The sequence below is a fragment of the Candidatus Delongbacteria bacterium genome, from assembly GCA_020634015.1.
GTDB lineage: Bacteria > CAIWAD01 > CAIWAD01 > CAIWAD01 > CAIWAD01 > JACKCN01.
In genome coordinates this window covers 1-24,623 of sequence record JACKCN010000010.1, presented here as the reverse complement: position 1 = coordinate 24,623, position 24,623 = coordinate 1, and the positions used below count along the sequence as shown (strand labels likewise).

The 24,623-nt window shown below is 64.6% G+C and carries 21 protein-coding genes and 1 riboswitch; of the genes, 3 read left to right on the top strand and 18 right to left on the bottom strand.

What is annotated here, in order from left to right; genetic code table 11:
- Window positions 1-514: 514 nt before the first annotated feature.
- Window positions 515-3,589 (top strand): hypothetical protein, encoded by a 3,075-nt coding sequence (locus H6678_14850; GenBank protein ID MCB9475077.1) that lies wholly within the window; start codon window positions 515-517, stop codon window positions 3,587-3,589.
- A gap of 114 nt (window positions 3,590-3,703) precedes the next feature.
- Here the strand turns inward: H6678_14850 and H6678_14845 are convergent, their stop codons facing one another.
- From H6678_14845 to H6678_14795, 11 genes are all read right to left on the bottom strand, one after another.
- The gene (locus H6678_14845) at window positions 3,704-4,192 is read right to left on the bottom strand and encodes a DinB family protein (protein ID MCB9475076.1); all 489 of its coding nucleotides are present in this window, start codon (window positions 4,190-4,192) and stop codon (window positions 3,704-3,706) included.
- A 24-nt stretch (window positions 4,193-4,216) separates the two neighbouring features.
- Window positions 4,217-7,015 (bottom strand): VCBS repeat-containing protein, encoded by a 2,799-nt coding sequence (locus H6678_14840; protein ID MCB9475075.1) that lies wholly within the window; start codon window positions 7,013-7,015, stop codon window positions 4,217-4,219.
- On the bottom strand, window positions 7,012-8,934 hold the full coding sequence (locus tag H6678_14835; GenBank protein MCB9475074.1) for a sigma 54-interacting transcriptional regulator: 1,923 nt from the start codon (window positions 8,932-8,934) through the stop codon (window positions 7,012-7,014). The genes H6678_14840 and H6678_14835 overlap by 4 nt, the downstream gene beginning before the upstream one ends.
- Before the next feature lie 179 nt (window positions 8,935-9,113).
- A complete protein-coding gene (locus H6678_14830) occupies window positions 9,114-9,596 on the bottom strand; it encodes a hypothetical protein (GenBank protein MCB9475073.1) in 483 nt (160 codons plus the stop codon).
- Window positions 9,589-10,602: a hypothetical protein gene (locus H6678_14825; GenBank protein ID MCB9475072.1), complete on the bottom strand. Its 1,014-nt coding sequence runs from the start codon at window positions 10,600-10,602 to the stop codon at window positions 9,589-9,591. The genes H6678_14830 and H6678_14825 overlap by 8 nt, the downstream gene beginning before the upstream one ends.
- Before the next feature lie 144 nt (window positions 10,603-10,746).
- On the bottom strand, window positions 10,747-11,343 hold the full coding sequence (locus tag H6678_14820; protein MCB9475071.1) for a hypothetical protein: 597 nt from the start codon (window positions 11,341-11,343) through the stop codon (window positions 10,747-10,749).
- A gap of 23 nt (window positions 11,344-11,366) precedes the next feature.
- Window positions 11,367-12,113 carry a hypothetical protein gene (locus tag H6678_14815; protein MCB9475070.1) on the bottom strand — a complete coding sequence of 249 codons (747 nt, stop codon included), beginning with the start codon at window positions 12,111-12,113 and terminating at the stop codon, window positions 11,367-11,369.
- Window positions 12,097-12,672, bottom strand: coding sequence for a sigma-70 family RNA polymerase sigma factor (locus tag H6678_14810; protein ID MCB9475069.1), 576 nt, complete (start codon window positions 12,670-12,672; stop codon window positions 12,097-12,099). The genes H6678_14815 and H6678_14810 overlap by 17 nt, the downstream gene beginning before the upstream one ends.
- Window positions 12,673-12,694: 22 nt before the next feature.
- Window positions 12,695-13,708, bottom strand: a complete 1,014-nt coding sequence (locus tag H6678_14805) for an NAD-dependent epimerase/dehydratase family protein (protein ID MCB9475068.1) — start codon at window positions 13,706-13,708, stop codon at window positions 12,695-12,697.
- A gap of 1 nt (window position 13,709) precedes the next feature.
- Window positions 13,710-15,044, bottom strand: coding sequence for an aminopeptidase P N-terminal domain-containing protein (locus tag H6678_14800; GenBank protein MCB9475067.1), 1,335 nt, complete (start codon window positions 15,042-15,044; stop codon window positions 13,710-13,712).
- A 71-nt stretch (window positions 15,045-15,115) separates the two neighbouring features.
- Entirely contained in the window at window positions 15,116-15,799 is a 684-nt protein-coding gene (locus H6678_14795; GenBank protein MCB9475066.1) for a hypothetical protein, read from the bottom strand.
- 266 nt (window positions 15,800-16,065) lie between these two features.
- On the opposite strand from H6678_14795, the gene H6678_14790 reads away from it, so the two are divergent.
- Window positions 16,066-17,838 (top strand): chloride channel protein, encoded by a 1,773-nt coding sequence (locus H6678_14790; GenBank protein MCB9475065.1) that lies wholly within the window; start codon window positions 16,066-16,068, stop codon window positions 17,836-17,838.
- A gap of 21 nt (window positions 17,839-17,859) precedes the next feature.
- On the opposite strand, the gene H6678_14785 is transcribed toward H6678_14790, so the two are convergent.
- On the bottom strand, window positions 17,860-18,720 hold the full coding sequence (locus tag H6678_14785) for a hypothetical protein (protein MCB9475064.1): 861 nt from the start codon (window positions 18,718-18,720) through the stop codon (window positions 17,860-17,862).
- A complete protein-coding gene (locus H6678_14780; protein ID MCB9475063.1) occupies window positions 18,717-19,970 on the bottom strand; it encodes a hypothetical protein in 1,254 nt (417 codons plus the stop codon). Before H6678_14780 ends, H6678_14785 begins: the two co-directional genes overlap by 4 nt.
- Before the next feature lie 73 nt (window positions 19,971-20,043).
- Window positions 20,044-20,496, bottom strand: a riboswitch (cobalamin riboswitch).
- 103 nt (window positions 20,497-20,599) lie between these two features.
- Here H6678_14780 and H6678_14775 point away from each other — a divergent pair.
- Window positions 20,600-21,460 carry a DMT family transporter gene (locus tag H6678_14775; GenBank protein ID MCB9475062.1) on the top strand — a complete coding sequence of 287 codons (861 nt, stop codon included), beginning with the start codon at window positions 20,600-20,602 and terminating at the stop codon, window positions 21,458-21,460.
- Between the two features lie 16 nt (window positions 21,461-21,476).
- Here H6678_14775 and H6678_14770 read toward each other — a convergent pair whose 3' ends face one another.
- The 5 genes from H6678_14770 to H6678_14750 all read right to left on the bottom strand — a co-directional run.
- The gene (locus tag H6678_14770) at window positions 21,477-22,355 is read right to left on the bottom strand and encodes an HDOD domain-containing protein (GenBank protein ID MCB9475061.1); all 879 of its coding nucleotides are present in this window, start codon (window positions 22,353-22,355) and stop codon (window positions 21,477-21,479) included.
- Window positions 22,352-22,708 carry a hypothetical protein gene (locus H6678_14765; GenBank protein ID MCB9475060.1) on the bottom strand — a complete coding sequence of 119 codons (357 nt, stop codon included), beginning with the start codon at window positions 22,706-22,708 and terminating at the stop codon, window positions 22,352-22,354. The genes H6678_14770 and H6678_14765 overlap by 4 nt, the downstream gene beginning before the upstream one ends.
- Before the next feature lie 151 nt (window positions 22,709-22,859).
- Window positions 22,860-23,123 (bottom strand): hypothetical protein, encoded by a 264-nt coding sequence (locus H6678_14760; protein MCB9475059.1) that lies wholly within the window; start codon window positions 23,121-23,123, stop codon window positions 22,860-22,862.
- Window positions 23,124-23,575: 452 nt separating this feature from the next.
- Window positions 23,576-23,923 (bottom strand): peptide chain release factor-like protein, encoded by a 348-nt coding sequence (locus H6678_14755; GenBank protein ID MCB9475058.1) that lies wholly within the window; start codon window positions 23,921-23,923, stop codon window positions 23,576-23,578.
- A partial coding sequence (locus H6678_14750) for a hypothetical protein (GenBank protein ID MCB9475057.1) occupies window positions 23,923-24,623 on the bottom strand: 701 nt, incomplete at its 5' end. The genes H6678_14750 and H6678_14755, both read right to left, overlap by 1 nt.

The following is a 24,623-nucleotide window of genomic DNA, read 5'->3' as shown; positions in this document are numbered from 1 at the left end:
CCACAGGGCAGGAGCCTGACCGGGAGCCTCAACGGGCGCACAGTTTAGAATATGGAAGGCAGGGGCGAAAGCCGACCTGTTGCGGGGGCGCTTCCCCGGGATCCGGATTCAGGAGCGGGCCACTTGCAATTTCCGCACCAGTGCGAACACTCGCTGAACGCCCCATGACCGATTCGACGGAATCCACTGCCATGGCGGGTTTGGCTCGACACCGGGGCTTCTTGTCACGGGCGTCGCAAGCAGAAAATCCTGCGATCGCGTCTGTGAAGTCGAGGGGGAGTAAACTTTTCAAGCCAGGCACGCGGAACGATGCGACAGGGTGCGCCCTCTTGCGGGTTCCGGAATGGCGCCTTGCTCAGCAGCGGATTTGCGGCCACGGGACAGCCTTGGGATTGCTAGGTTCGAACCCGATTTCGTTCCCGTACCCGTATCCCAAACTGCCAGCCATTCCGGGACCGGCCCAGCCGGACCCCGCCAGTACTGCCGCTTCCCGGCGGCCCAAGCGGGATTGCCAATGCACCGTCTTCGTCATGCCTTCGCCCTGGGTATTCTGAGCGCCACCCTGCTGCCACTGAGCGCCTCCCATGCCGACTACATCCATCATCCGGTATACAAGAACGTGCCGCGGCAGACCGACATCCCCTGGCTGGACAACCGCACACATCGCATGGGCAATGTCTGGCTCACGGTGAACAACTGGGGCTGGCTGGGCAACTTCAACGACTACGACACGGACGCCTACCGCGACGCCGAAACCGACGACTGGGCACCCCAGTGCGAAGTACCCGGCGGCAGCGGCGTGCAGTATCTCTTTGCCGCAGGTCTCTGGATCGGTGGTCTGATCGTGGACGAGAACGGCAATGCCACACCCCGGGTCAGCACGGGCGCCGATGGCTATGTGGCCGGCGAAGCCCATGAGTTCTACCCGGGCGAGGGCAACAGCAATGTGATCGCCGAACGCAGCACGCGCGAGAATGCGGTGAACCGGCTGGGCGAGTATGTGAGCAATGATCTGGCGATCAGCGAGCAGGATTTCATCACCGCATACACGGATACCCTGGTCGACAACCAGTTCACCCCGCCCGTCGATGGCGTGCCGCACGAGCCCCTTGGCCTGCGTGTGACACAGAAATCCTACAGCTGGAGCTACAACTACGCACGCGATCTGGTGATCATCGACTACGAGATCGAAAACGTGGCCAGCAAGTTCCTGCGCAATCTCTTCGTCGGGCTCTATGTCGATGGCGACGTGGGCCGCCGTGGGTACGCCCAGAAGAATCTGGACGACATCACGGGCTTTCTGCGCACGGCCTACGACAGCACGCGCGACGAGCACACCCTGATCAATACGGCCTGGATCGCCGACAACGACGGCCGTGATGCGGACATCGATCAGGGCAACAGCTTCACCTGCCCGCATGCCACCGGATTCCGCGTCTTGCGCAGCCCCAACCCCAAGCTGGAAACCAGTTTCAACTGGTGGACTTCCTCAAGCAACATCAATGAGGATTTCGGCCCCAGCTGGCAGGACTGGGCCGCGCATCCCGACGGCAGCTGGACCCAGTACCGCGGCACACCGATCAACGACCGCGAGAAGTACTTCGTGCTGTCCAATGGAGAGTTCGACTACAACCAGTGGTTCGTGGACAATGCGAACTACGTGGAAAGCCATCCCCAGGAGTTCTACAACCAGGACAGCGTGCTGGTGGAATCCCGGGCCTGGCAGGTTCCATCGGGTGATACGGCCGGTGTGGCCAACGGCAACGATACCCGCTACCTGATCAGCTGGGGACCCATGGGCATCTTTGACCATGTGGACCGCACGGGGCGCTGGATCTACCGTCTGAATCCCGGTGAGAAATTCAGCTTCACCGTGGCGCTCGTGGTGGGCCGTGACTTCCACGACCGCAACCATCCCCAGGACGCCAGCGGCACGTTGAATCCCGAGCTGTACAACTTCACCTCGCTGGAGAACAACGCCCTCTGGGCGGCCAGGATCTACGACAACGAACTGTACGACACACCGATCTTCGACTTCGGCAGTGACGGCATTCCCGAAACCTTCGACGCGGACGGCACCGAAGGCGATGGCCGACTGGACACGGGCGATGGCTGGTACGGCGAAGACGCCGGCACCGATGGTCTGTACGCCGAAATCCCGCCCGGTCAGGACAGTGTCGAAGTCTGGTACTTCGGACACAACATGGGCTGGTACAGTGGCCCCGATGCGGACGGCAGCGAGAACAACGGCCAGCTGGACCCCGGTGAAGATGACCTGCTCTGGACCCTGAGCAATTTCATTGCCGACAGTGGTTTCGTCTACGCGGGCCCGAAGTTCAGTCGGGGTGGCAACAGCTGGATTCCCCAGTTCGGAGGGGGCCGCGTTCTGCAGTCCTTCGGCAGTGGAGGATTGAATGACTGGTTCATCGGTCACCTCAACCTCAATGGTGTGCTGGACCGCGGCGATGGCATTCCCGATTTCCAGGGTCCACCTCCTCCGCCGCCACCCGCCCTGAGCTACGAGACGACGGAAGACCAGGTGATCCTGCGCTGGCGCGACAACGCCGAGAGCTACATCGACCCCTTCAGCCAGGTGCGCGACTTCGAAGGCTATCGCATCTGGGTGGGCAACCGCAATCTGGAAGAAGGATTCAGTCTGCTGGCCGATCACGACCGGGTGGATTTCGCCTACTACGATCGGGATGGCCGGCTGCGTACTCCTCCCGATGGGCGCGACCTGACCGAAGCGCCCCTGGACTCCACCGTGAACGGTTGGTTGCGTCAGCCAGTGGGGCACAACAACGGACTGGATGCCATCATCAATCCTCATGGCTGGACCGAACCGTTCCAGGACACCAACGGCGACCGGGTGCGCAACGCGCCTGAGCCCTATACGGATCGGGACGGAAATGGCCAGTACTCCGAGGGCGACCCCTGGGCCGACCTGAACGCCAATGGCGTGTGGGATGCGGGTGAGACATACACGGACCTGAACGCCAATGGCCGCTTCGATGTGGCCGAGGATTACACCGTGTACGAATACGTGATTGACAACGTGCGCAGCCTGTTTCCGCGCTGGTACGCCGTGACCGCCTACGACTACGGCGATTTCCGCACGGGCACCGAGCCCCTGGAAAGCGCGCGCACGGCCAATGCGATCGCGATCGCGCCCTCGGGCCTCGCCAGCAGGGCACCTCGCGCCGTACCCAATCCCTATCGCTACGATCAGGACTACACCACCGTCTACATGCCCGACGCCAGCGGCAACAACGGGCTCTCCTGGGAGAACCAGGACGACGGCACCGCGGACTTCCGGCCTTCCGATGACCGCCGGCTGGAGTTCGTCAACCTGCCCCGCCAGGCCCTGATCCGCGTCTACACGCTGAGCGGCGACCTGGTGCAGCTCATCCCGCACAACATCGAGGGCGACAACGACCGCAACTGGACCAGCCCCTTCAGTGAGAGCTGGGACCTGAACAACCGCAACTACCAGCAGGTGGCCAGCGGCGTGTACTATTTCAGTGTCGAGAATCGCACTCCCGAAGGCTCGGGCGAGATCCAGACCGGCAAGTTCGTCGTGCTGAAGTAGGCGGGAGCCTGAGGAAGGATCGCGAACCGCGTATCACACACATGCAGGCGCCGGGAAATCCCCGGCGCGTCTGTTTTCTGGATGTCGGACTGACGAGCAATCCGCCAGTGCGCGTCAGACCTCTGACTCTCCGTCCAGTCCGACCCAGCTCACAGGTGGTCCGCCAGCGTGACGAACCCGCTCGGCCAATTGTCCGGTATGATGCTGAAGGTGGCGCAGGGTATAGATGAACAGTTCGCCCCGATTGAACGGGATCCACTCGAAGCCGGCCGGGGAGTCCGGGTCCAACGCGGAAAGCCGGGTCGTCAGACTGGATCTGAGGGCCGCGGTGTACTCCAGCAGACTGGCCAGTTCCGGGGCGCGCGCCGTGACAGCCGGATCACCCAGCCGAGGCCAGGATGGTTCGTGGCCCGGCCAGGGGCGAAACGCACGCTCATCGGCACAGAGATAGAGATCCGTGTAGAACAGGGCGTGATAGCCGATCTGCCAGAAGGGCGCCACGGGAGCGGGCGAGATCCAGAGTCCCAGATCCTGCCCCTTCCGCAGGGCATCGTCCAGCATCAGCAGACCCGCGCCATACTGTGAAACCAGAGCCTTGCTCATCCTGTGCCCCCCGGTTGGTGTCCGCTACTCGGACATGGTCTTGCCCAGCCAGACCGTCACGGCATAGAAACAGCGCGGCGGGGCATTCTGACTCTGCCAGGATGGCGTACTGACCGTGGCCACCAGATTCTCGGGGCGCACCAGGTCATAGGGTTCGGTGGAGCGGTAGACCCGATAACTGACCACCACGGGAATTCCGTTGAGCGTGTACTCCACCGGATCCCAGGACAGCAGGGGTTCGTCTCCGTTGATCATCGGGCCCGGGCGAACTTCGAACACGGGTGCCGTGGTTTCCGGCGGAAACCAGGCCTGATCGCTCTGCGGCAGGGCCTGCACATCTCCGGTGGTGGGCTGGAGCTCGTTCCAGTAACACCAACTGGCCAGCAGCTGTCCGCTGCCAAGATTGCGCACGGCCGTGGCGCCGCTTTCCACAAAATCGCTGTGCAGCACGCTGACCGCGTCAGCATCGCCCATCACGGTCAGGGAGATTCCGTTGCCCTGGAAGTGACAGGAATCGGCCAGCAGCGTGGATTGGCCGGAGACCTCGATGCCCTGCAGATTGTTCAGCAGATAACTGCTGGTCAGCTGCACGTCGGAATCGGCCACCTGCAGCGCCAGGGTGCTGGCGGAACTGAAGGTGCTGTTGTGAATCTGCGCTTGGCTGCCCGCCTTGAGCGACAGGGCCAGACTGTCGGCGTGAAGCACGCTGTGATCCATGACCAGGCTGGCGCCCTCGAGATGGATGCCCTTCCCGGCCATCAGCCAGACCCCGTTCAGGCTCAGCTCCTGCCCAGGCCCCAGCACCAATCGATTCGTGAGCCCGGCCAGAGTGCAATCCACCAGTTCCAGGCGGGCACCGCTCTCGGTGACGAGCTGGCTGTTGTTCAGGATCGAGGCCAGTGAACTGGGCTGCAGGGGCTGCGCTCCAAGGTTGTTCACCACTTCCCCGTGCAGGCTCAGGGTGCCGGCCACCTCGAGTGGCATGCCCGGCTGACTGACCTGGGAACCGGAGTCGAAGTGCAGCAGCGCCCCCGCGTTGACTCGAATGCCTTCGCTGAGGCTCAGGCATCCGCGCACGATCATCTGGCCGCTGAGCAGGGTCAGTGTGTGTCCGCTGAGAACCATGCCCTCATCCACGACCAGCGAGTCCTGCAGCAGCAGGCGTCCATCCAGCCAGGCACTGCCCTGGGGCGAGCCCGTGATGACCTTGAGGGTGCGCCCTCCACGCCCGATTTCGCCGAAGGGCAGACCGGGGCGAGAATCGCGCGAGGGCGTGTTCCAGGCATTCAGTCGATTGAAGGTGTCGGTCAGCAGCAGTTCGCTGGTGCCGTCGCCGTCCAGGTCCTGCAGGCGCAGGGCCGAGGTGGGCTTGCCTGCAAGTACCCAGTGATCCAGCAGCTCACCCTGACCATCCAGAACTCGCACCTGACCGTGCAACACGGTTGGATCCTTGAGTGACGTGGCCAGAATCAGGTCCTGGTCGCCATCGCCGTCCATGTCGGCGGCCAGAGGTTCAAAGCCGAGACGTTGGTCCAGTCCCAGGGTCTGTCCATCGAGAGGCCCGCACGGTTCGCCCTGGCCATTCAGCAGACGCAGGTGGGTCTGGCTGCCATCGGCGTGATCGGTGAAGCAGAATTCCTGCCGACCATCGCCGTCCAGGTCCACGAGTGAGCCACGCGAGAACGAACGCCCCAAGCTATGCCGCAGCCAGAGCAGGCCATTGGCGTCCCAGGCACTGACCGCGTCCTGACTGCCGCACATCACCAGATCGGTGGCCAGGTCGCCCGTCATTTCGCCGCTCAGCAACTGCGCGGGCATCAGGCCCGGCACGTTGCCGAAGAGAGATGCGCCACCGTCGGCCAGGTTGATGCGCCAGAGCTGGCCAAGATCCGACGACTGTTCGTAGAGTCCCAGCCAGCCTTCAGGATTCAGATCACCATCCAGATCGGCCAGCGCAAGCGGCAGGTTGCTGCCGGGGATCTGGGCGGGAAAATCGCTCACCCACAATGACACCAGATCTTCATCCAGCAGATGGAGCTGACTGTGAGTGCCGCCGATGCTGGCGAAAAGCAGCCTCGGCTCACCCGCGAGCGTATGGAAGTGGATCAGCTCGGAGGCCGCGACCCCGTCGAAGGAGTGGCTGGCCAGCAAGGTGCCGTTGGTGGAATAGCGTACCAGCTGGGTGACGCCCAGCAGGGCCAGCGAGGGCTCGGCGCCCGTGCTCAGCCAGACCGGGCTGCTGTAGCGGCAGGACTCGACCCCATCGCGGGAGAGATCACGGGGAAAGCCGGGCAGAGGCAGCCCACTGGCATCGTCCAGGTGCAACAGTTGTGGCACACCCCGGATTCCATCCAGCGCGATGCCTTCGACCCAGGCCAGTCCGGGAGCTCCGGGCTCGGCCAGCGGCTGCACCGTGAAACCGGTCTCCTGCACGGCGGCACCCTTGGGAAACCCGGGGATCTGGGCTCGTCCCACCACGACATTCCTGGTCGTGACACGCAGCCCCGTGGATCCGACGATTTCGATGCGCAGGGTCCAGGGGCCGTTCTCGAGGGGCCCCACCTGCCAGCTGCACGTGCCGGGCAGCGTGCCAACGCCCTGGGCCAGGGTATCCGGCGTCTGTGATCCATCGGCCAGGCCCAGCAGCTGCCAGCTCTCCCCCTCCTGGCTGGGCACCACGGCCTGCACCAGGAAGGAAGCGGCCACCAGGGCGGACTGGGCGGGAGCCTGAATGCTGGCCAGCATCCGGGAACTGCCGGAGGCGACACAGGACAGTGCAAGCAGTGCCGCGATGGAAGCCGTAATCGTATGGCGAGTGCTCATCCCTCGATCCCCTGTGATTCATCGTCATCGGCGCTGTCTCCGCGCCTGCGCTTCTTGCGGGACTGGATCCCATACTTGGAGATCTTGTACTTCAAGGCCCGGAAACTGAGCCCCAGGTCACGGGCGGCCTGTTCGCGGTCGCCATCCCGTACCGACAGCGCGCGCTGGATCATGCGTGTTTCCAGCTCGCGCACCGTGTCTTCCAGGCTGGTGCCCGGAGCCAGCGGGAGCACATCGGGCCAATGGTCCTCGCCGCCCGCAACATCGCCCTTCTTTGGTCCCGCCTGAACCAGACCCATGTCGTCGGGACCGACTTCGCGCTGGGCCACCTGGGCCCCCCGTGCGACAGCATTCTTCAGCTCACGCACGTTGCCCGGGAAATCGTACTCGTTCAGCACCTGCAGGGCCCGGGCCGAGAACACCAGTTTGCGACCATTGCGCCTGTTCAGCCGGTCCAGCTCGCTGGCGGCGATGAAGTAGACATCCTCGCGGCGTTCACTCAGGGGCGGCAGATCGATCCGGAACGCGCTGATGCGCATCAGCAGGTCCTTGCGGAACTGGCCACTCTCCACCAGCTGCCCTGGATCACGGTTGGTGGCCGAGATGATGCGTGCACTGCTGTATCGCGTTTCGGTGGACCCCATCGGCTGGAACTCACCCGTTTCCAGGAAGCGCAGCAACTTGGGCTGGATGGACAGCGGCAGATCGCCGATTTCATCCAGGAAGATCGATCCGTCCATGGCCAGCTCCACCATGCCCTTGCGGGACTCGGTGGCTCCGGTGAACGCGCCCTTGACGTGGCCGAAGAGCGTGCTCTCGAACAGGCCTTCTGGAATCGCGGGACAGTTCACGGGCACGAAGGGCGCCACCGACCGCGGCCCCGCCGTGTGCAGGGCCCGGGCCACCAGTTCCTTGCCGGTGCCCGTTTCGCCAATGATCATCACCGGCAACCCGGAGGAGGCCAACGCTTCGATTTCGCGGATGATCCGTCGCATGGGCTCGGACACCGCCACCATGCCGTGGGTGCGGATCAGGGTCTCGGCCAGCGAGAAACTGTCGTCACTGCCCGGGTCGGCCTCCTGCAGGATTTCCTGGCAGGTGTCCCGAACCCAGCTGTTGTCCTGTTCAAGGGTCTCGGCCGCTTCAAGTGCCCGGCTCGCCAGCAGGCCGGCTTCACTCCCGGCCCCTTCCTGGTGTCTGATCAGTGCCAGGCTGCAGAGAATCTGGGGCAGGTGGGCCTGCAGATCGTGGCGCCGGGCCAGATCCTGGGCCTTGTCGAAGAATACCCAGGCCTGAGTGCGGTTGCCCTGCTCGAGCAGCAGGGTCCCCATGTTGAATTCCACCTTCAGGCGCCGCTCCGGGTCGTCGCCGCAGAGCGCGCGTGCCTGTTCCAGGTGTTCGGTGACCTCGGCCGGATCCTTGACCGCATTGGCCAGAATGGCCAGGTTGATGTGCACATCCGCGCGGTCGCCGGCTTCGCCCGTGGGCCCCAGCAACTGCAGCGCCTTCTGGAAGCAGACCCGGGCATCGCTGTGTTCACCAAGACTCAGGTGCAGGGAGCCCAGCAGATTGCGCATGCGGGCTTCTTCGGCATCGGAATGGAAGCCGGCCCGGGTCAGCACTTCTCGATAGAACTGGAGGGCCGTCCGCGCTTCGCCAAGCCGGCGCGTGGCCAGACCCGCGTTCATCAGGGCCTTGTGGCCCAGGGCCTTGTACTCCCCGTCGAATCGAGCCATCCGGCAGGTGCTGTAGACCTGGAAGTACACCTCGCGAGCTTCGCGGTTGCGACCGGTTCCCAACAACGCATTGCCCTTCACCAGGCGCAGGTGAACGGCAAGTTGGGGGTCGGCAATGCGGGGCAATGCATCAGCAACAAGCTCAAGGCATTCGCCATAGCGACGCCCGAGGAGAGCCTGCACCGCAGGGTGACTCGTTATGTCCAGGATGTCTGACAAATCGAACGTTTCGCTTGGTTGGGTCGCGTTCAAGTGGATTGGTGCGTGAATATCCGCAATGCACCAACAGGGCGCAAGCAAAAGCTGGGTTCAAAAAATTGGGCTGGGCAAACTGGTTGTGGGGAGTCGAAGGGTTGACGGGTTCAGGCGAGCTGCTTCAGACCCTTCAGCTGAGCGTCGCAGAGCGCCGAGCAGGATGCCACTTCATCGGCGAGCGGGTGTCCGGGAAAACGACTGGCCGTCTGGCGGGCAAGCTCCAGCAGACGCTGGCAGCGGCTCTCGAGGAATTCGCGGTGCCTCCGGACCTGACGCGAAGGGCCCAGCAACCCGGGACGCGAACTGGGAACCTGCTGCAGATCCAGGCAGCCACTGCTTTCCAGCAGGGCCTGTCCGGCCGCACCCTCGTGCAGGGAGCCGGCATCCAGTGAATCCAGGATCCGCCGAAACCGGAAGAGGACCTCGCTGGATTCCGCGTGCATGAGGTCCAGCGACCGGGCCACTTCATCCCGTTCCAGTCGCAGCAGCGCCTGCTGCCCGCTCACCAGCTGGCGCAGGTGCAGGGCCATGAGCAGCAGCGCTTCCAGGAAGGATGCGCGGGGTGGCAGCACGATGGGGGTCTCAGTCATGGCGCAGTTCGTCATTGGATTCGGGCAAGGGCTCATGCCGGAGCCAGCGGGCAATCAGTTCGAGGGCCCGGGAATCGGTGAGGATCTCGCCGTGCTTGACCGGGTTGGTCTGGCTGCCCAGCACCACACGGGGCAGCGGGCAGTCCGAGGGGCGCGTGGAACAGACCAGCAGGCGTCCATCCCCTTCACGCGAGACGTCACTGGCCAGTTCGGGATTGACCTGGGTCGGGACACCGGTGCCCGCCAGCAGCAGGATGTCGTCGCGAAGGCGTCGACACAGGTCGCGGAACTGCTCCTGCCAGGCCAGCCGGTCTTCCCGGGCCAAGGACAGTTGCAGGAAGAAGGACCTCGCGGTGGCCGGATCACCCGCCAGCAGTGCATGCCAGCTGGAAGCGTCCAGCCAGTTCTTGCTGCAGCCGGCACAGTCCACGCCGGGCAGCAGTCGGTAGAGGCTGGGAAAGGAGCGCGCAAGACAATGATCATAGCGCCGTTCGCCCAGTTCGCCGTCGGCCGAGCTGTCGATGCCTCTGGCCAGCAGCGACACGATATCGGCACTGCCGCAGAAGGGGGGAGTCACCAGGACCAGCCTTGCCAGCCGCGAGGGGTCAAGCAGTTTCTGACGCAGGGCCTCCAGCAGCACGAACAGCCCCATGCTGTGGGTCACCAGGTTCAGCGATCCACTGCCCGCGAATGTGGGCGCCAGGGACTCAAGAGCCTGCGCGGGGGCCAGCCGCCAATCGAAGGGCGGGGCCAGTACCGACTCGGTGGATTGAAAGGTGTTGAGAAATGGCCCGTAGATCTCGTCTTCAAGGGTTTCGGCAAAGATCCGGGCTTCGGGCATCATGGGAACGACCCGTCCACCTTCGTCGGACTGCAGGGCCAACAACAATGAGCGCGGATGGAACTCCTGGGCCAGTGACCAGATTCGGGTGAAGCTGTCCTCGTCGCGTTGTGCCAGGGTGGCACCGCGAATTCCGTGCAGCAGAATCAGGGCAGGCTCGGGCATGGATGTCCAGGTCAAGGGTTGGGTCCGGTTCGGGTGCCGGCAAGGGCGGCAGTTTACCAAAGCACCGCCCCGGAGACCACTCTCCCTTGGCGGGGCGCAAGATTGCCGGGAAGTACGCGGATGCCACCGGAGGTGGCGCCTTGCTCACCAGTCGGAGTCGCTGTCGTCCCGGGTCAGCTTCTCGAGTTGTTCATCGATCAACTCCTGACGCCGGTCCTTGCGACGCTCAAGTCCCGTTTCCAGTTCCTGAAGGCGTTCACGCAGTTCTTCGACTTCGCCGCGCTTGATCTGCTGACGCAGGTCGAAGGCCCGTTCCAGCGAGGCCCGCAATTCAGCCTCCTTCTGGGCACGATCGGCATCGTCGGTGGCATCGCGACAGGCCTTGGCCTGCTTGCGCAGGATCGGGCGCAGGTGGATTTCCTCGATGTGCACGTCGAACAGCGGCGGATTGTTTTCCTTCAGGTCCATCAGTCGCCGCACTTCCATGTGCAGGGCGCGGGCCTTTTCGCGGAAGCTTTCCGGATCGCTCGAGCGCAGACTCTCCAGCGCAGCGGCCCGTTCAGGGAAGTATTCCCGAATGAAGCTGACCATGGCGGGATCCAGCCCGGGACCCATTCCCGGCCCACCGGGCATGCCCTGCCCGCCCCCACGCTCGCCACGAAAACGAGGTTGCGCGTCCAGAGTGCCTGCCAGCAGGACCAGCAGGATCAGGATCCACGACGCGTGATGCGTGATTCTCATGCGCTCTCCTCCGCCCGGGCCGATCAGAAGAATTCCAGTTCGGCGGCCAGTGCGTCCATTTTCTCACCCAGGCTTTCAACCTCGGGATCGGTGTCCAGCAGGTCATCCAGTTGCACGGCAAGACCCAATTCACTCAGGGCACTCCACTCGGCCACCTGCAGGCCGTCGTCCAGTTCGCTGCGCAGGTCTTCGGTGGCGGCCATGGACCACAGATCCCCGCTGCCGCTCAGGGTCGGATCGCTTGTACTGGGCATGCGCACCAGCGTGAACAGGATCACGGCGGCCGCCGCCAGGGCTCCCAGAAAACCGCCTCGCCCGGGATTGAACAGGATGGTCTTCCCGCCTTCGCCGTGGAGTCCGCTCACGCGACGCTCCAACTGGCGAGTCAGATGCTCCGGCACGGGAGTCGAGGGCCAATGCTGCTGGAGCGCCTCCATGGTCCGCTCGCCCTCGATGCGCGCCAGCAGGCTTTTGTGCAGAGCCTCGTCCGGAGCACTGGAGGCGGGCCAGATGCTCTCGAGACCCAGCAGCTGGTTTTCAAGCGTCAGGGCCTCCCGCAGTTGGGACAGACTGCGTGAATCGGGTGCCGGGCTGGCCGGCCAGACCGCCTGGATCCGCATCATTTCCTGTTCCAGAGCGCAGGCCCGCATCGTCTGCTCGACCAGCTCCGGGGAGGGTGCCACAGGCGTCACCCTGGCCCAGAGAGCCTGCAGCCGGTCGGGGCTCGCGCCGCGTCCTTGCTGTGGGTTCTGCTCAGGCTGCGGTGTCATGGCCATGCTCCTGAAAGTATACACGGATCTTCGCCACGGCGCGGTGCATGCGAGCCAGCACGGTGCCCAGCGGTTCCTGCTTCAGATCGGCGATCTCCTGGAAGGTCATCCCCGTTTCCAGCCTCAGCAGCACCAGTTCGCGCTGGGGCTCCGGGAGACTGTCAACGGCCTTCACCAGGGTCTCGGCCACTTCCTTCTGTTCCAGCATCCGGTCGGGGATCCAGTCCCCGGAAGGGTCACCAAGAGTGTCGATTCCTTGATCGGGATCCTCTTCCACCAGGTGACTCTGGCGGGTCTGGCGCTTGCGCGCATGGTCCACGCAGAGGTTGGCGGCAATCGTGAACAACAGGCTCTTGAAGCGACTGCGTTCGTCATAGCTGGGCAGCTGGCGCAGCACCCGGATGAAGGTTTCCTGGAACAGGTCGTCCGCATCCGTCCGATTGCGGGTCATGCGCACCAGATAGCCGTAGAGCATCTGCTGATAGCGCTTGATCAGCTCGGGAAAGGCGTCACGCTCACCCCGCAGGTGGCGCTGGATCAGTTCTGCATCCTCGATCATGAACCTGTAACGCCCACCTTGTTCAATTATTGCGGGCACCGGCCATCGTGGCTCGATACTCCTGCGCCGTGCGGCCCAGTGCGTCCTGCCAGTTGACCGGTGGCCGCCAGCCCAGCGCACTGATCCGGTCGATGCTGGACCAGTAACCATCCCCTGAAAAACCGGCCACGATCTCGCGGCTCAGCGGGGCATGCCAGCCCGTGCGGGCGCGCAGCAAGTCGCCCAGACTGCCCAGCGGTTCCAGCAACCAGCGCGGTGCGGGCAGCAGCAGCGGGCGCCGGCCATAGACCTGGAGAATCCGGTCCTGGAAGGCGGCCATGCTCGGGCAGGGATCGTCGCGCAGCATCCAGGCACACCCGGCAAGTCCCGCTCCCCGCGGGGCGTGTTCCAGCAGGTGGAACAGCCCATGCACCAGATTCTCCACCGCGATCACGTTGAACAGCGCGCGTCCGCCTCCGCTGCGCAGGAACACACGCCCTCCCAGCAGGCGCAACAGGCGCACGGTCGAGGAAACCGGGTTCGCTCCCGTTCCGTAGATCACGGGAGGGCGCAGCACCAGCAACCGGGTGGTTCCGAAATCCAGAGCCGCCAGATCCTCCTCGGCGCGGGCCTTGCTCTCACCATAGGCGGACACCGGGGCAAACCGACTGTCTTCGCGCAAGGGATCGTGCTGCGAGCCATGGGGGCCATGAGCGGACACACTGGAGAGGAAGACGAAGTCCGCGGCCCCGGCATCGATGGCCTCGCGGGCCAGCAGAATCGTGGCCTCACGGTTGGCGCGCAGCATGAGCGCGCGGTCGCTGACTCCGGCTCCCAGCAGGGCCGCCATGTGGATCACCGTGTCACCGGCGCGCAGCGCAGCGGTGGGCCCGGGGTTGCCCAGATCGAAGCGGGCCACTGCCACACCCGTGCCCAGCCGCCTGCTCAATTCTTCGGGAGCGCGCCCCAGGGCCAGCACGGGAATCTTCCGCCGCAGCAGCTCGACAAGCAGGTGCCCGCCCAGAAATCCGCTGGCACCGGTCAGAACCAAGCGCACCTCAGATCACCGGCTTCTTGAGCCAGCTGGACCGCACGGCGCAGGCCTTCTCCACCGCCGCGACGCTCTTGGGAATCGCCGAGGTCAGCACGCGCGTGCCGGTTTCGGTGATCAGGATGTCATCCTCGATGCGCACGCCAATGCCACGCAGTTCGGTGGGCAGGCGCTTGTCGTCGGGGGGGAAGTACAATCCGGGCTCGACGGTCATCACCATGCCCGGTTCGAGCCGTGTCACGGACTCGCGATTGGCATAGTCGCCCACATCGTGCACGTCGCGGCCCAGCCAGTGCCCCGTGCCATGGGGATAATAACGCTTCCAGTTGCCCGAGCGGCGCACGCTGGCTTCGCTGCCTTTCAGGGCACCCAGCTTGAGCATGCTGTGGATCAGGGAGGTGACGGCCGCCTCGTGCACCTGATCCACGGGCACGCCGGGGCCCGCCGCCAGGATGGCCGCATGCTGGGCCGCCAGCACGGCGTTGTAGACGCGTTTCTGCACCGGGCTGAAGTGGCCGTTGACCGGGAAGGTGCGTGTCACGTCCGCGCAATAGCCATTGAGCTCGGCACCGGCATCCACGACCACCAGCTCGCCATCGCACAGTGTGTCACGACAGCCCACATAATGCAGGACGCAGGCGTTGGCACCCCCGGCGACGATGGTATCAAAGGCCCAGTCGCCCCCGCGCATGCCATAGACCAGCTGCATGACCGCCTTCACCTGGTACTCGCGCACTCCGGGCTTCGCGCAGGACATCGCCTCGGCGAAGGCCTCGGCAGTGACCGCGCAGGCCCCTTCCAGCAGTTCCAGCTCGGCGGCGCTCTTGCGCAGGCGGATGCGGGCCAGCAGGGCGCGCACGTCGCGCAGGGTGTCGGGCACGACCAGTGGAGTCTTGCGCTTGTAGGACAGGGCGTTGATCGCACGCATCACGTCATTCTGGCGCGGCCAGGCCGGGCCGAAACTGTCGGGCCCCAGCGGCATGTATACGCAGGGACTGCCGCTCAGCAGATCCGGAAGCCGGGTGCCGAATTCGGCAAGCTCCCAGGCCTCGTCCGCGCCATGGTTCTTGCGCGCGCCCTTGGTGCCTGCGCGGCGGCCGGTCCAGATTTCCAGCGCTGGGTCACGCGGGTTCACGAACAGCACGTAGCGAGTCTTCTTGCCCTGCTTCACGAAGGCCGCGATGGCATCGGGCTCCTCGAAACCGCAGAGGTGCATGAAATCGCTGTTCTGGCGAAAGATGTGGTCCGTGTCCTGATTGCGCAGCTGGCCATGGGAGGCGGGCACCAGAGCCAGTCCGTCTTCCATTTCCGCGAAGAACTGCCGACGATGTTCAGCGTACATGAAGGCTCCTCAGTTGTTGGCCGGAGGTCGCACCCATCCGGGGAGCGGCCATTCGGCAAAGGCCGTGCCCTTCAGGGCCAGCGTGTGTCATGTGGCAGATGGATCTCCCGGCGCACCCGGGCGAAATGGATGCGCTGCCCCTTGGACAGGAACAGGCGCTCGAACTCCGTTTCCACATTGTCATGGAACAGGGGCGAGCGCGACAGGTCTTCGCCGCTGTCCAGCAGGACCAGCGCCTGCGGACGACGCGCCATGAACTCGCGCCAGGCTCCCGGGTCATCGGTCTTGAACCAGAGTTCCCCTCCCGGAGCCAGCAGGTGCTGGTAGATCGGCAGAAAGCGGGGGCCGAACAGCCGCTTCGATCTGTCGGGCGAGCAGGGCCAGGGATCGGGGAAATTCAGGTGAATCCGCTCCAGCTCCCCGCAGCCGAAGATCAGGGGCAGCAGTTCGGCGAAGGTGTGAAGCACCCGGAAGCGCCCGGCTCCATTGGCCTGCAGCAGCTTGTTGCGGGCGGTCACGCAGCGGTCGGGGCGGATCTCAAGCCCCAGCAGCGCGGCGCGCGGGTCCTTGTCCAGCAGGCCCGCCAGAAAGGCTCCCCGGCCACACCCCACCTCCAGCCAGAGGCGATCCGCAGCTGGAAAGAGCGTCTGCCAGCGCCCGCGCAAGTCACGCATCTCTTCCGCGGCCACCAGGATTTCTCCCGGATACCCGGCCACATTGCGCATGTGTTTCTTGTGTACTCGTGGACGGGGCATGGTTGCCGCTGACTCCCTGGATTCCGCTTGATTGTCCGCAGCTGTCATGTCGGGGATGTTTCTGCCCGGGAGCGCACGGCCCCACAAACTACCGACGGCGGCCAGCAGTCGCAATGACCTCACGAGGCAAGGCCCGCCAGACACGTGCCGGGCAGCGGAAGGAGTCCAACGGGTCCTGCCTCGCGCTGGCATCATTGCCTGTCGAATGTTGCCTTGGCCGGCTGTACCAAGTGGCTGGAACGTTCCGAAGGACCAAGCCCTCACCCATGAGATTCCGATTTCCTTTTTCCTGGCGGTTCCGGCGCTGGCTGCGCACGCGGGAGCAGAGCGAATATGCCCTGACCATCTTCTATGCCCTGCTGATCGGTGGCGGGGTGGGCGTGGTGGGCGCGCTGTTCTATCGGGTGCTGCTGCTGGTGCAGAAATTCTTCTTCCGTGCCAGCGAGGAGGATTTTGCCAGCCTCCCCGGCCTGACCCTGCTGCTGGTACCGATCTTCGGCGGTGTGATCCAGGCGGCACTCACGCGCATGTACCCCGACGTGGCCTCCCGCAAGGGCGTGGTCGAGGTGATGAAGAGCCTGAAGCTCAAGCAGGGCGTGATCAGCGCTGGTACCACCCTGTTCCACATGGTGGCCCCCGTGATCGCCATCGGCACGGGCGGCAGCGTGGGGCCCGAGGGGCCGGCCTGCCAGCTGGGCGCGGGCATCGCCTCGCGCATCGGCCAGATGTTCCGCGTGAGCCCGGGGCGCTTGAAGGTGATGGTGGCCGCGGGCAGTGGCGCAGCCATTTCGGCCATCTTCAACGCTCCGTTGGGCGGAGTGTTCTTCGCGCTGGAAATCATTCTGCTGAACGACCTCAAGGACGTCACCTTCGGTGTGCTGATTCTGGCCAGCGTGGTGGCGAATGTGGTGTCACACGCCCTGCTGGGTGGGCACAGTCTGTTCCAGTTTCCCCCGCTCGAGCTTCCCGCGGTGCGCCTGCTGCCGATCTTCCTGCTGCTGGGCATGCTGGGAGGGCTGCTCTCGGTGGGCTTCATGAAATGGTCGGGCACGCTGGCCAAACTGGTCTGGGGACGCTGGCGCAATGTGCCGCGCTGGGTCTTTCCGCCGCTGGCCGGACTGCTGCTGGGCATCACGGCCCAGTGGTTCCCGGACGTGCTGGGTGTGGGGTATCACGGCATCCAGACGGCCCTCAGCGGTGAGTATGTGCTGCTGGTGGGGCTGGCATTGCTGGTGCTGAAAGTGCTGTTGACCGGCACCACCATCGAGCTGGGAGGCTTTGGCGGCACCTTCGCGCCCAGCCTCTTCATCGGGGCCATGCTGGGTGGAGTGGTGGCCCAGCTGGCCGCCATGCTGCATCTGCCGATCAGTGCGCCCCTGCTGGTGCTCACGGGCATGGGCACGGTGCTGGCGGGCATGAACGGCATCCCGCTGACCGCCTTCCTGCTGCTGGTGGAACTGACGGGCAACTACGACATGGTGCTGCCGATGATGATCGCGGTCAGTGGCACCACCATGGTGATCCAGTTCATCGTGCACGAGCGCTCGCTGTACATCTTCAAGCTCAAGAAGGCGCGGCTCTATTCCGAGAAGGACGGCGCCACCATGCTGGCCGAAACCTCGATCCGCGAATTGATGAAACCCATGAAGCCCGTGGTGAAGTCGTCCAGTCCGCTGCAGACCGTCGTGCCGCTCTTCGCCGAACTGGACCTGAAGGACCTGGTCGTGGTGGACGAAGCCAACCGTGTCACGGGCATGCTGGATTTTGCCGACCTGCGCCACATCATCGCCGAGTTCGAAGCGCTCAAGATCATAAGGGTGGCGGAACTGGCCGAGACGGTACCCATCGTGCACGCCGAGACCTCGCTGGCCGAATTCCAGTTTCTGGCCCGTGACTGCCACAGTGAGTACCTGCCGGTCTGCGACCGGGACGGCCAGCTGCTGGGCATCGTGTTCCAGAGCGCGGTCAACGGCATGGCCCAGACCATTCTGCGCAGCCAGCAGGAAGAGCAGGAGAACAATCGCTGGGCCTTCAAGTAGCCCCGCCCCTGCGCCCCCGGATCACCTTGTCAGGATCAGACGAGTCCGCCGGGGCGGGCCCACCTCGGGCACCCATTCCAGCAGATAGATCCCATTCGGCAGCTCGGGCAGACTGAGAGTGCCCGGCCCCGGAGCGCCCACCGCGGGCAACTGCAGCCGACGTCCCGCAATGGTGTACAGCGCCAGCCCTCCACGCCCCGGGCTGTCGAGGGTGAACACACCCCGTCCGGGATTGGGCCAGATTGTCAGCTCACGTGGCCGTGTACGTGGAGCGCGCACGGGAGTCTGGCCTTCGTTGCGCAGGCCGCCCACGGCGTCCAGATCAAAAGTGCGCCCATCGCCGGGCAGGTCGCGCAGCCGCACGAACCCCACCTCCAGCAAGCCCAGAGCCGCCAGATCCACCAGATCCCCGCCCATGTCCGCCGGGTCATCCGGATCGCCGCTGCCGTTCACGGGCACGCGCCCGGCCAGCCCCTCTCCGCTGAGACTGTCCCAGGGCACCGTGATCCAGACCAGCCCGTCCTCGCTCAGTTCGATGATCGCCGGTTCGGACCAGACCTGGTCCGGGTTGCCGCCCACCAGAAAGGGGTTCTCGCAGATACGCAGATCGGGCCCCGGGCGGTCAAGCACCCGGTTGTCCAGAAAAGCCAGCACCACGTATCCGCCATCCCCGGGGGTGAAGAGCTGCTCGGGGCTGGAGCTGGGACTGGTGGGTGTGGCCGTCGAGTCCGGGGGGCCCAGCAGATTGTCGGGCAGTTGCTGGCTGCCGAACCCACCTCCGGGCCCCAGCTCCCACTCCACCACGGCATCCGCCCAGCGGTCGGACCCCTGGCAGACAGCACAGGCAAAGCCCAGGGTCAGCCAGGTCAGCATGTGCATCATCTGGACCTCCCGTCACTCTCCCGCACTCCCGCCGGAGCGGAGTCCCACTGGAATCCGCTGACAGTGAAACGCGCGCCCGTGTCACCGGCACCCAGCGGCATGAAGTGTGCGGTTGTGTCACACTCGGCCAGCAGCATGGGTGCAGAATTGCCGACGTCCTGACGCCAGAGCTTCCAGCGACTCCAGCCCTCGCCGGTCCAGCTGAAGTGCAACCCGGCCCCCCGGAACTGCACGCTCAGCCGCGGAACACCCGGTGAACGCCAGAGGCAGAAGTGTGCCACATCTGCGCCGATCGCCAGGCTGTCCAGCACCTCACCTGCGGGCGAAAGGCGGTAGATTTCGGTGGGGCCGCAGGTGAACAATCCCTGTTCGCCGAACACCGGATAGCCGCCACCGGGGCCCAGCACGTTGCTGTCATCGTGTGTCACCTGACGGCCGATGGAGTCGTAACGGTAGACGCCCGGCTGGGGAAAGTTCCAGACATCACCACTGTAGACGCTGTGATTGCCATCCCAGGCCAGGTTGGCCGCATGGCCGCCCAGACGCAGGGTATCCAGAGGGGCCAGGCTCAGCGGATCCAGCCCCAGAACGAAGGCCTCGCCCCCGAACCAGTTGCCCGAGCAGAGCACGTCCAGACGGTCGGGCAGCGCCAGCAGATCCTGAGGGTTTTCCAGAGTTGGGACATCGCTGAGGGCCAGACTGGCCAGATCCAGCACCATCAGGCGGGTGCCGCTGCCGAATCCGCTGTCGCTGATCAGCAGCCGGCCCGGCTGCTCCAGCAATGCCTGGGGGGAGGCGAAAGGCAGCACGATCTCCTGCTGCAGCTGCTCGTTCTCCAGCAGGGATACGCTGCCCGCGTTGAGATTGCTGACCGCCAGGCGCCCATCGGCCAGCTGGATCACATCCCAGGGATTCGCACCCGGTTGCTGCGAAGTGGGGACGTGGATCACGGCCGGTTCCGGGTCGCCCGGTTGCCAGGCCAGAGCGTCGGCCAGGCTCAGGCCCAGCAGTTCGGCGGCTCCCGAGTCCACGACCCAGAGCCGATCGCCCAGCACGCGCACCCGGTTGGCCAGGTCCAGTTGCAGAGGCAGTGCCACCGCGGCGCTGCCGTCGGTGTTCATTCTCAGCACTTCCTGATCGGAGTAGCCGCGCAGCACGAAGAGCTGGTCCGCGGCCTGGGTGGCACCCGCGCAGAGCAGACCGGTCAGCAGCGCCCCGGCAGTCAGCTGTGATCTGGATTCGAACATCATCGCGACCTCCTTGAGAGGAGGTGCCGGAGGGGTCTTCAGGCACAGGACAGATCCCCCGCCCCGCACCCCGTGGGACTGGTTGGACTGTCAGGGCAGGTCTACTGGCTTCCGGGTCGCTCTCCGGGAATCCCTTCCCGGATGTGGGGTCGCAGCGGCGACCCCACATCTCGCATTCCGGCTGACGCCGGAATGCTGGTTCGCGGGGTGCGAACGCGTGCGTGTGTCGCAGCGGCGACCCCACAGCTCGCATTCCGGCTGGCGCCGGAATGCTGGTTCGCGGGGTGCAAACCTTGCGCGAGTCGCTGCACAGGCCCACAGCTCGCCGTCCGGCTGGGGCCGGAATGCGGATCCGTGAGGTGCGAGCGCCTGCGCGAACCGCTGCGCCGACTCCACATCCAGTGGTGTGTGATCCCTTCGTAACCGGGTACAGTGGCGGGGGCCGCTCCTGTCTTGAACAGGATTCCCTCTTAGTGGACGCGTATCAGCCTGCTGACACGCGCATCACACCTCTGACAGTTAGATTCGGCACCGACCATCGGGCCGGAGCGCGGCCAAGAAAGGAATGGTCCGGCAGTTCTCAAAACGGAGCCCCCCATGCACGCCCCCGACTGTCCCCCCGGACCGCACGCATGAGTGGACTGGCTCTGTTGCTTTGCCTGGCCAGTGCCCTGGCATGGGGTCTCTTCGACACCCAGCGCAAGCTGCTTGCGCGCTCGCTGGATTCCGAAGCGCTGGTGATCCGGCTCTGTCTGGGCATGGTGCCGCTCGCGGCGGCGGCCGTGCTGCTGGAAGGCGCCGCACTGCCTTCAATGGACTATCTCCTGCCCGGGCTGATCACTCTGGCTCTGGGTATCGTGGCCAACCTGCTGTTCATGCACTCCCTGCGTGTGTCACCCCTGAGCCTGACCATTCCCTTTCTCAGTCTGGTGCCGGCCTTCAGTGTGCTTGGAGCGTTTCTGCTGCTGGGCGAAAAACCCTCGCTGCCCGCGCTGTTCGGCATTGGACTGGTGGCCATCTCGGCGCTGCTGATCAACGGCGGACAGGGAGTCAGCCTCTGGCGGGCGCTGCTGAACGAACGTGGCAGCGTGATGATGTGCGGAGTGGCCCTGCTCTGGGCCATGACCTCCGTGCTGGACAAGAAATGCCTGACGCACTCCAGTATTGCCCAGCATGTGACACTGCAGAATCTGGGCATCGGTGGCACACTCCTGCTGCGGCGCAGGCTGTCCGGCAAGCCGATGGCACGACTTGATGCGGGCCGCTTTCGCGGGCTGCTGCTGGCCATCGTCTGTGGGCTGGGCGCACTCAGCCTGCAACTGGCGGCGATCCAGCTGACCCAGGTCAGTCTGATGGAAACCCTCAAGCGAGTGGTGGGCCTGCTGATGGCCCTGATGCTGGGGCGCATCCTGTTTGGTGAGACATTGCGCACCCACACCCTGTGGGCGGCCGCTGGCATGGTACTGGGAGTGATTCTGGTGGTGGGCGGCTGACCCTTGCCCGGAGGCCTCAGACCGTTTCTTCCTCTTCCCCGGAGGCGGGCTGCATGATCGATCGGTAAACATCCACCACGCTGTGTTCGGCATTGGCGAGGACTTCGGTCATCAGATCGGGCAATTGCAGTTCTTCCCAGAAGCGCGACTGGAAAGGTGGAATCCGGGTTTCGCCGCTGTTGCCGATTTCCAGTCCGTGAGCCATCGCATCGGCCAGATGCACCATGCTGGTCACCGTGCGCTGACGAGTCACCAATTCCGGAAAGTGATGGAACTCGGCTGCATGCTCCAGACTGCGCGGCAACCCCCAGGAGCGGAACAGTGCTCCGCCGACCTGAGCGTGGGTGAAACCGAGCTGGTCGTGTTCCACCTGGTTCAGCCAGCGTCCCGAGGCCCGGGCGAAGAGCAGCACCTTGCGATACTCGACCGGCATCGCCAATACCAGCAGCACACGCCCCACATCGTGCAGCAACCCGGCCACGAACGCTTCTTCCGTGTCGGGCAACTTCAGCATCAGGGCCATTTCCTTGGCGATCACACCCACGAGTACCGAGTGCTGCCAGAAGGCATCCATGTCCAGCAGATCCTGGGGCAGCCGCTTGAACATGCGCACCACCGACGTGGACACGGACAGCTCGCGCAGCTGACTGACGCCCACCACCGTGATCGCGCGGGTCACGGTCGCCACCGTGCTGCCCATTCCGTAATACGCGCTGTTGCTGCGTTTGAGCAGCCTGGCGGTCAGTCCGGGATCACGGCTGATGACCCTGGCCATATCCAGCGCGCTGCTGCGGGGATTGTTCATCACTTCCAGCAGGCGCAGGTGCATCTCGGGAAGGGTGGCCACCTGGCTGACCGAGCGCACCACCTCCTCGGGGGTCGTGAACTCACTCATGCCGCGCCCCCGTTGAGCACACTCAGGCGGTTGCGTCGGTCCAGCAGGTAATAGAAGAGTTTCGAGGTCATCCCATCCGTTCGGTCGCACAGGGAAAACAGCTCACCCAGCTCCTTCTCGTTGAGAATGTGGGTCGCCGGGTCAAGGTCCTTGAGGCTCACCTTGTGCCAGTCCTCGGCTTCTTCTTCCGGGCTGTCCACATAGACCACCGGAATCCGCCACTGGCGCAGCAAGCGCAGATGCTGTTCCTGCAGCACGGTCCCGGAGGGCAACAGAAAGCGCCCCCGCTGGTCGTGCAGGTCCTTGTTCAGGGTCATGCCCAGCTCAAGATCTTCGACAAGTTTTCGTGACATGACCCTGTGGAATCCTGCAGGAAGTTGCTGTCGGCCAATCAGTCCGACCCGCGAATCTTATCGGGTCCGAATTCCGCCTGATTGACCGTGGGGTACGGTCTGGGTCAACTCTTGAGGCCGTCGGGGCGGTTGCACGGCAGGATGGAGGGCTTCAGCGATCGCCGTCGTCTTCCACGGTGAAGGGTTGGTCCCCACGGCGAGCGCGCCAGGCTTCATAGTCCTTGCGGGCCAACCAGCGGGTCGTGGCCAGACCCACGAACGAAGACAGTGAACTGCCCACGAACATCAGCAGCACGGCCAGCAGGCCATGGTTGAAGACGAAGAGCACGGCCCCGCCGAACATGCAGAGCGCGAAGCTGAGCAGAAAGGCAATGAAGCCCAGAACCCGATGAGGAGTGCGCGCCCGGAATTCCATCAGGCCATCAGCGGAAGAAGCGGGAACAGGACGGCTGGGCACAGGCATGGAGTGGCGCTGGCCAAAGGAAGACGAAAGAAGGTGGGCATGGGCCTCCAGGGTTGATATTGGCCCGAATATGGAAAAACCCCTGTCCGAAGACAGGGGTCAGTCAGATTCCCGGTTTCCCGGTCTCTGTCACGATACCTTTCGGCCCCCCCACGAGATCTCAGGTATCAGTTTTCAGAAGTACCCTGCTGGCAAGGCACGCAAGATGCTGTGGTTTGCATGTACCCCAGAATTCGGAGCCTGTCAAGCAAGGCCCGTGCCAGTAGCCTTAACGCCTTTGTTTTCATGTTTTTGCAGGGCCCGAACAAAGAGCGATACAGGCATCAGTTACTTGGGCTGGCCAAATTCGGTCAGTGTAACACCGTTATAGCCTGCAGGCCCAGACCGATATTGAACACCGCCCCTCAGTCCCGTGGCGGCACCCCTCGCAGCGCCTTCAGCTGACCTCGTCTGCGCTTGGCCACCAGCAACTTTTCCTTCAACCAGCGTGGCCGGTCCTTGTTCAGCCGGCGTTTCACGGGCACCTTGCGCGACTCTTCCAGGCGCTCCGCCAGAATCTCCAGCGCGCGGCGCAGGTTGCGGTGCTGGCTGCGTGTGTCATCACAGACGACCCGCAGGCCCGTCTCACGGTGCACCAGCACGATGCGGCTCTCGGTGCGGTTGCGGTGCTGACCGCCGGGTCCCCCACCCACACTGCGCTGGACGTCACATTCCTTGAGCAGGGCGTCCAGAGGATCGCGCTCGTCACTCATCAGTCGTCACCCTCATCGGGAAAGACGGCACGCACGCGCCAGGCACCGTTGCCGGCCAGCAGGGCATCCACGAGCAGCAGCTCGGTCTCGCTGGTCTCCTGAAGGAAGGTCTCGCTCCAGCCACTGCCGGGATTCACAGTGTAGACGCGGTAACTGGTCGCGCCGGGAATCGTGTGCCACCCCAGCAGCAGGTCGTTGCCACTGCGTGAAATCGTCAGCTCGGGAGTGTCCCCGATCAGCTGCGGAACATGGAAAATCCAGAGACTGTCCAACGCCGACTGTGCGGACGCATCGCGGGCTTCCAGCACCAGCAGGGCGGGGTTGGGGCTCGCGGGAAGTGGGCTCCAGGCCAGGCTGTCGCCCTGCCAGATCCAGTCACCGTCGCCGGAAAGGGTGATGTCCAGTGTGCTGCCCATCCGGAAGTGGCTGGCAGGATGCAGCATCAGCGCGCCGCTCGCCGGGGCCAGGGCCCAGCCCAGACCGGGAGAAACCAGCGGCACCAGCAGGGAATCCTCACGCAGCGGCAGGAAACTCACTTCGCCATAGGCCCCATCGTTGTTGTCATTGATGTGTTGCTCGACAGTGGCCGGGTCAACCGTGCCCCACCAGTTGCCCACGGCCTGGACAGCGCTGCTGGTGTTGTTGAAGAAATCCCAGACAGTGCCCCCGTTGCCGTTGCCGTGCAGCGCATTGGCTCCCG

Bases quoted from the DNA above. Each gene is read 5' to 3' on its own strand.
- H6678_14785 (MCB9475064.1), bottom strand. From the start codon at position 18,720: ATGATGCACATGCTGACCTGGCTGACCCTGGGCTTTGCCTGTGCTGTC.
- H6678_14820 (MCB9475071.1), bottom strand. From the start codon at position 11,343: ATGAGAATCACGCATCACGCGTCGTGGATCCTGATCCTGCTGGTCCTG.
- H6678_14830 (MCB9475073.1), bottom strand. From the start codon at position 9,596: ATGACTGAGACCCCCATCGTGCTGCCACCCCGCGCATCCTTCCTGGAA.
- H6678_14800 (MCB9475067.1), bottom strand. From the start codon at position 15,044: ATGTACGCTGAACATCGTCGGCAGTTCTTCGCGGAAATGGAAGACGGA.
- H6678_14760 (MCB9475059.1), bottom strand. From the start codon at position 23,123: ATGGAATTCCGGGCGCGCACTCCTCATCGGGTTCTGGGCTTCATTGCC.
- H6678_14810 (MCB9475069.1), bottom strand. From the start codon at position 12,672: ATGATCGAGGATGCAGAACTGATCCAGCGCCACCTGCGGGGTGAGCGT.
- H6678_14840 (MCB9475075.1), bottom strand. From the start codon at position 7,015: ATGAGCACTCGCCATACGATTACGGCTTCCATCGCGGCACTGCTTGCA.
- H6678_14770 (MCB9475061.1), bottom strand. From the start codon at position 22,355: ATGAGTGAGTTCACGACCCCCGAGGAGGTGGTGCGCTCGGTCAGCCAG.
- H6678_14825 (MCB9475072.1), bottom strand. From the start codon at position 10,602: ATGCCCGAGCCTGCCCTGATTCTGCTGCACGGAATTCGCGGTGCCACC.
- H6678_14755 (MCB9475058.1), bottom strand. From the start codon at position 23,923: ATGAGTGACGAGCGCGATCCTCTGGACGCCCTGCTCAAGGAATGTGAC.
- H6678_14850 (MCB9475077.1), top strand. From the start codon at position 515: ATGCACCGTCTTCGTCATGCCTTCGCCCTGGGTATTCTGAGCGCCACC.
- H6678_14795 (MCB9475066.1), bottom strand. From the start codon at position 15,799: ATGCCCCGTCCACGAGTACACAAGAAACACATGCGCAATGTGGCCGGG.
- H6678_14765 (MCB9475060.1), bottom strand. From the start codon at position 22,708: ATGTCACGAAAACTTGTCGAAGATCTTGAGCTGGGCATGACCCTGAAC.
- H6678_14775 (MCB9475062.1), top strand. From the start codon at position 20,600: ATGAGTGGACTGGCTCTGTTGCTTTGCCTGGCCAGTGCCCTGGCATGG.
- H6678_14845 (MCB9475076.1), bottom strand. From the start codon at position 4,192: ATGAGCAAGGCTCTGGTTTCACAGTATGGCGCGGGTCTGCTGATGCTG.
- H6678_14815 (MCB9475070.1), bottom strand. From the start codon at position 12,113: ATGACACCGCAGCCTGAGCAGAACCCACAGCAAGGACGCGGCGCGAGC.
- H6678_14780 (MCB9475063.1), bottom strand. From the start codon at position 19,970: ATGATGTTCGAATCCAGATCACAGCTGACTGCCGGGGCGCTGCTGACC.
- H6678_14790 (MCB9475065.1), top strand. From the start codon at position 16,066: ATGAGATTCCGATTTCCTTTTTCCTGGCGGTTCCGGCGCTGGCTGCGC.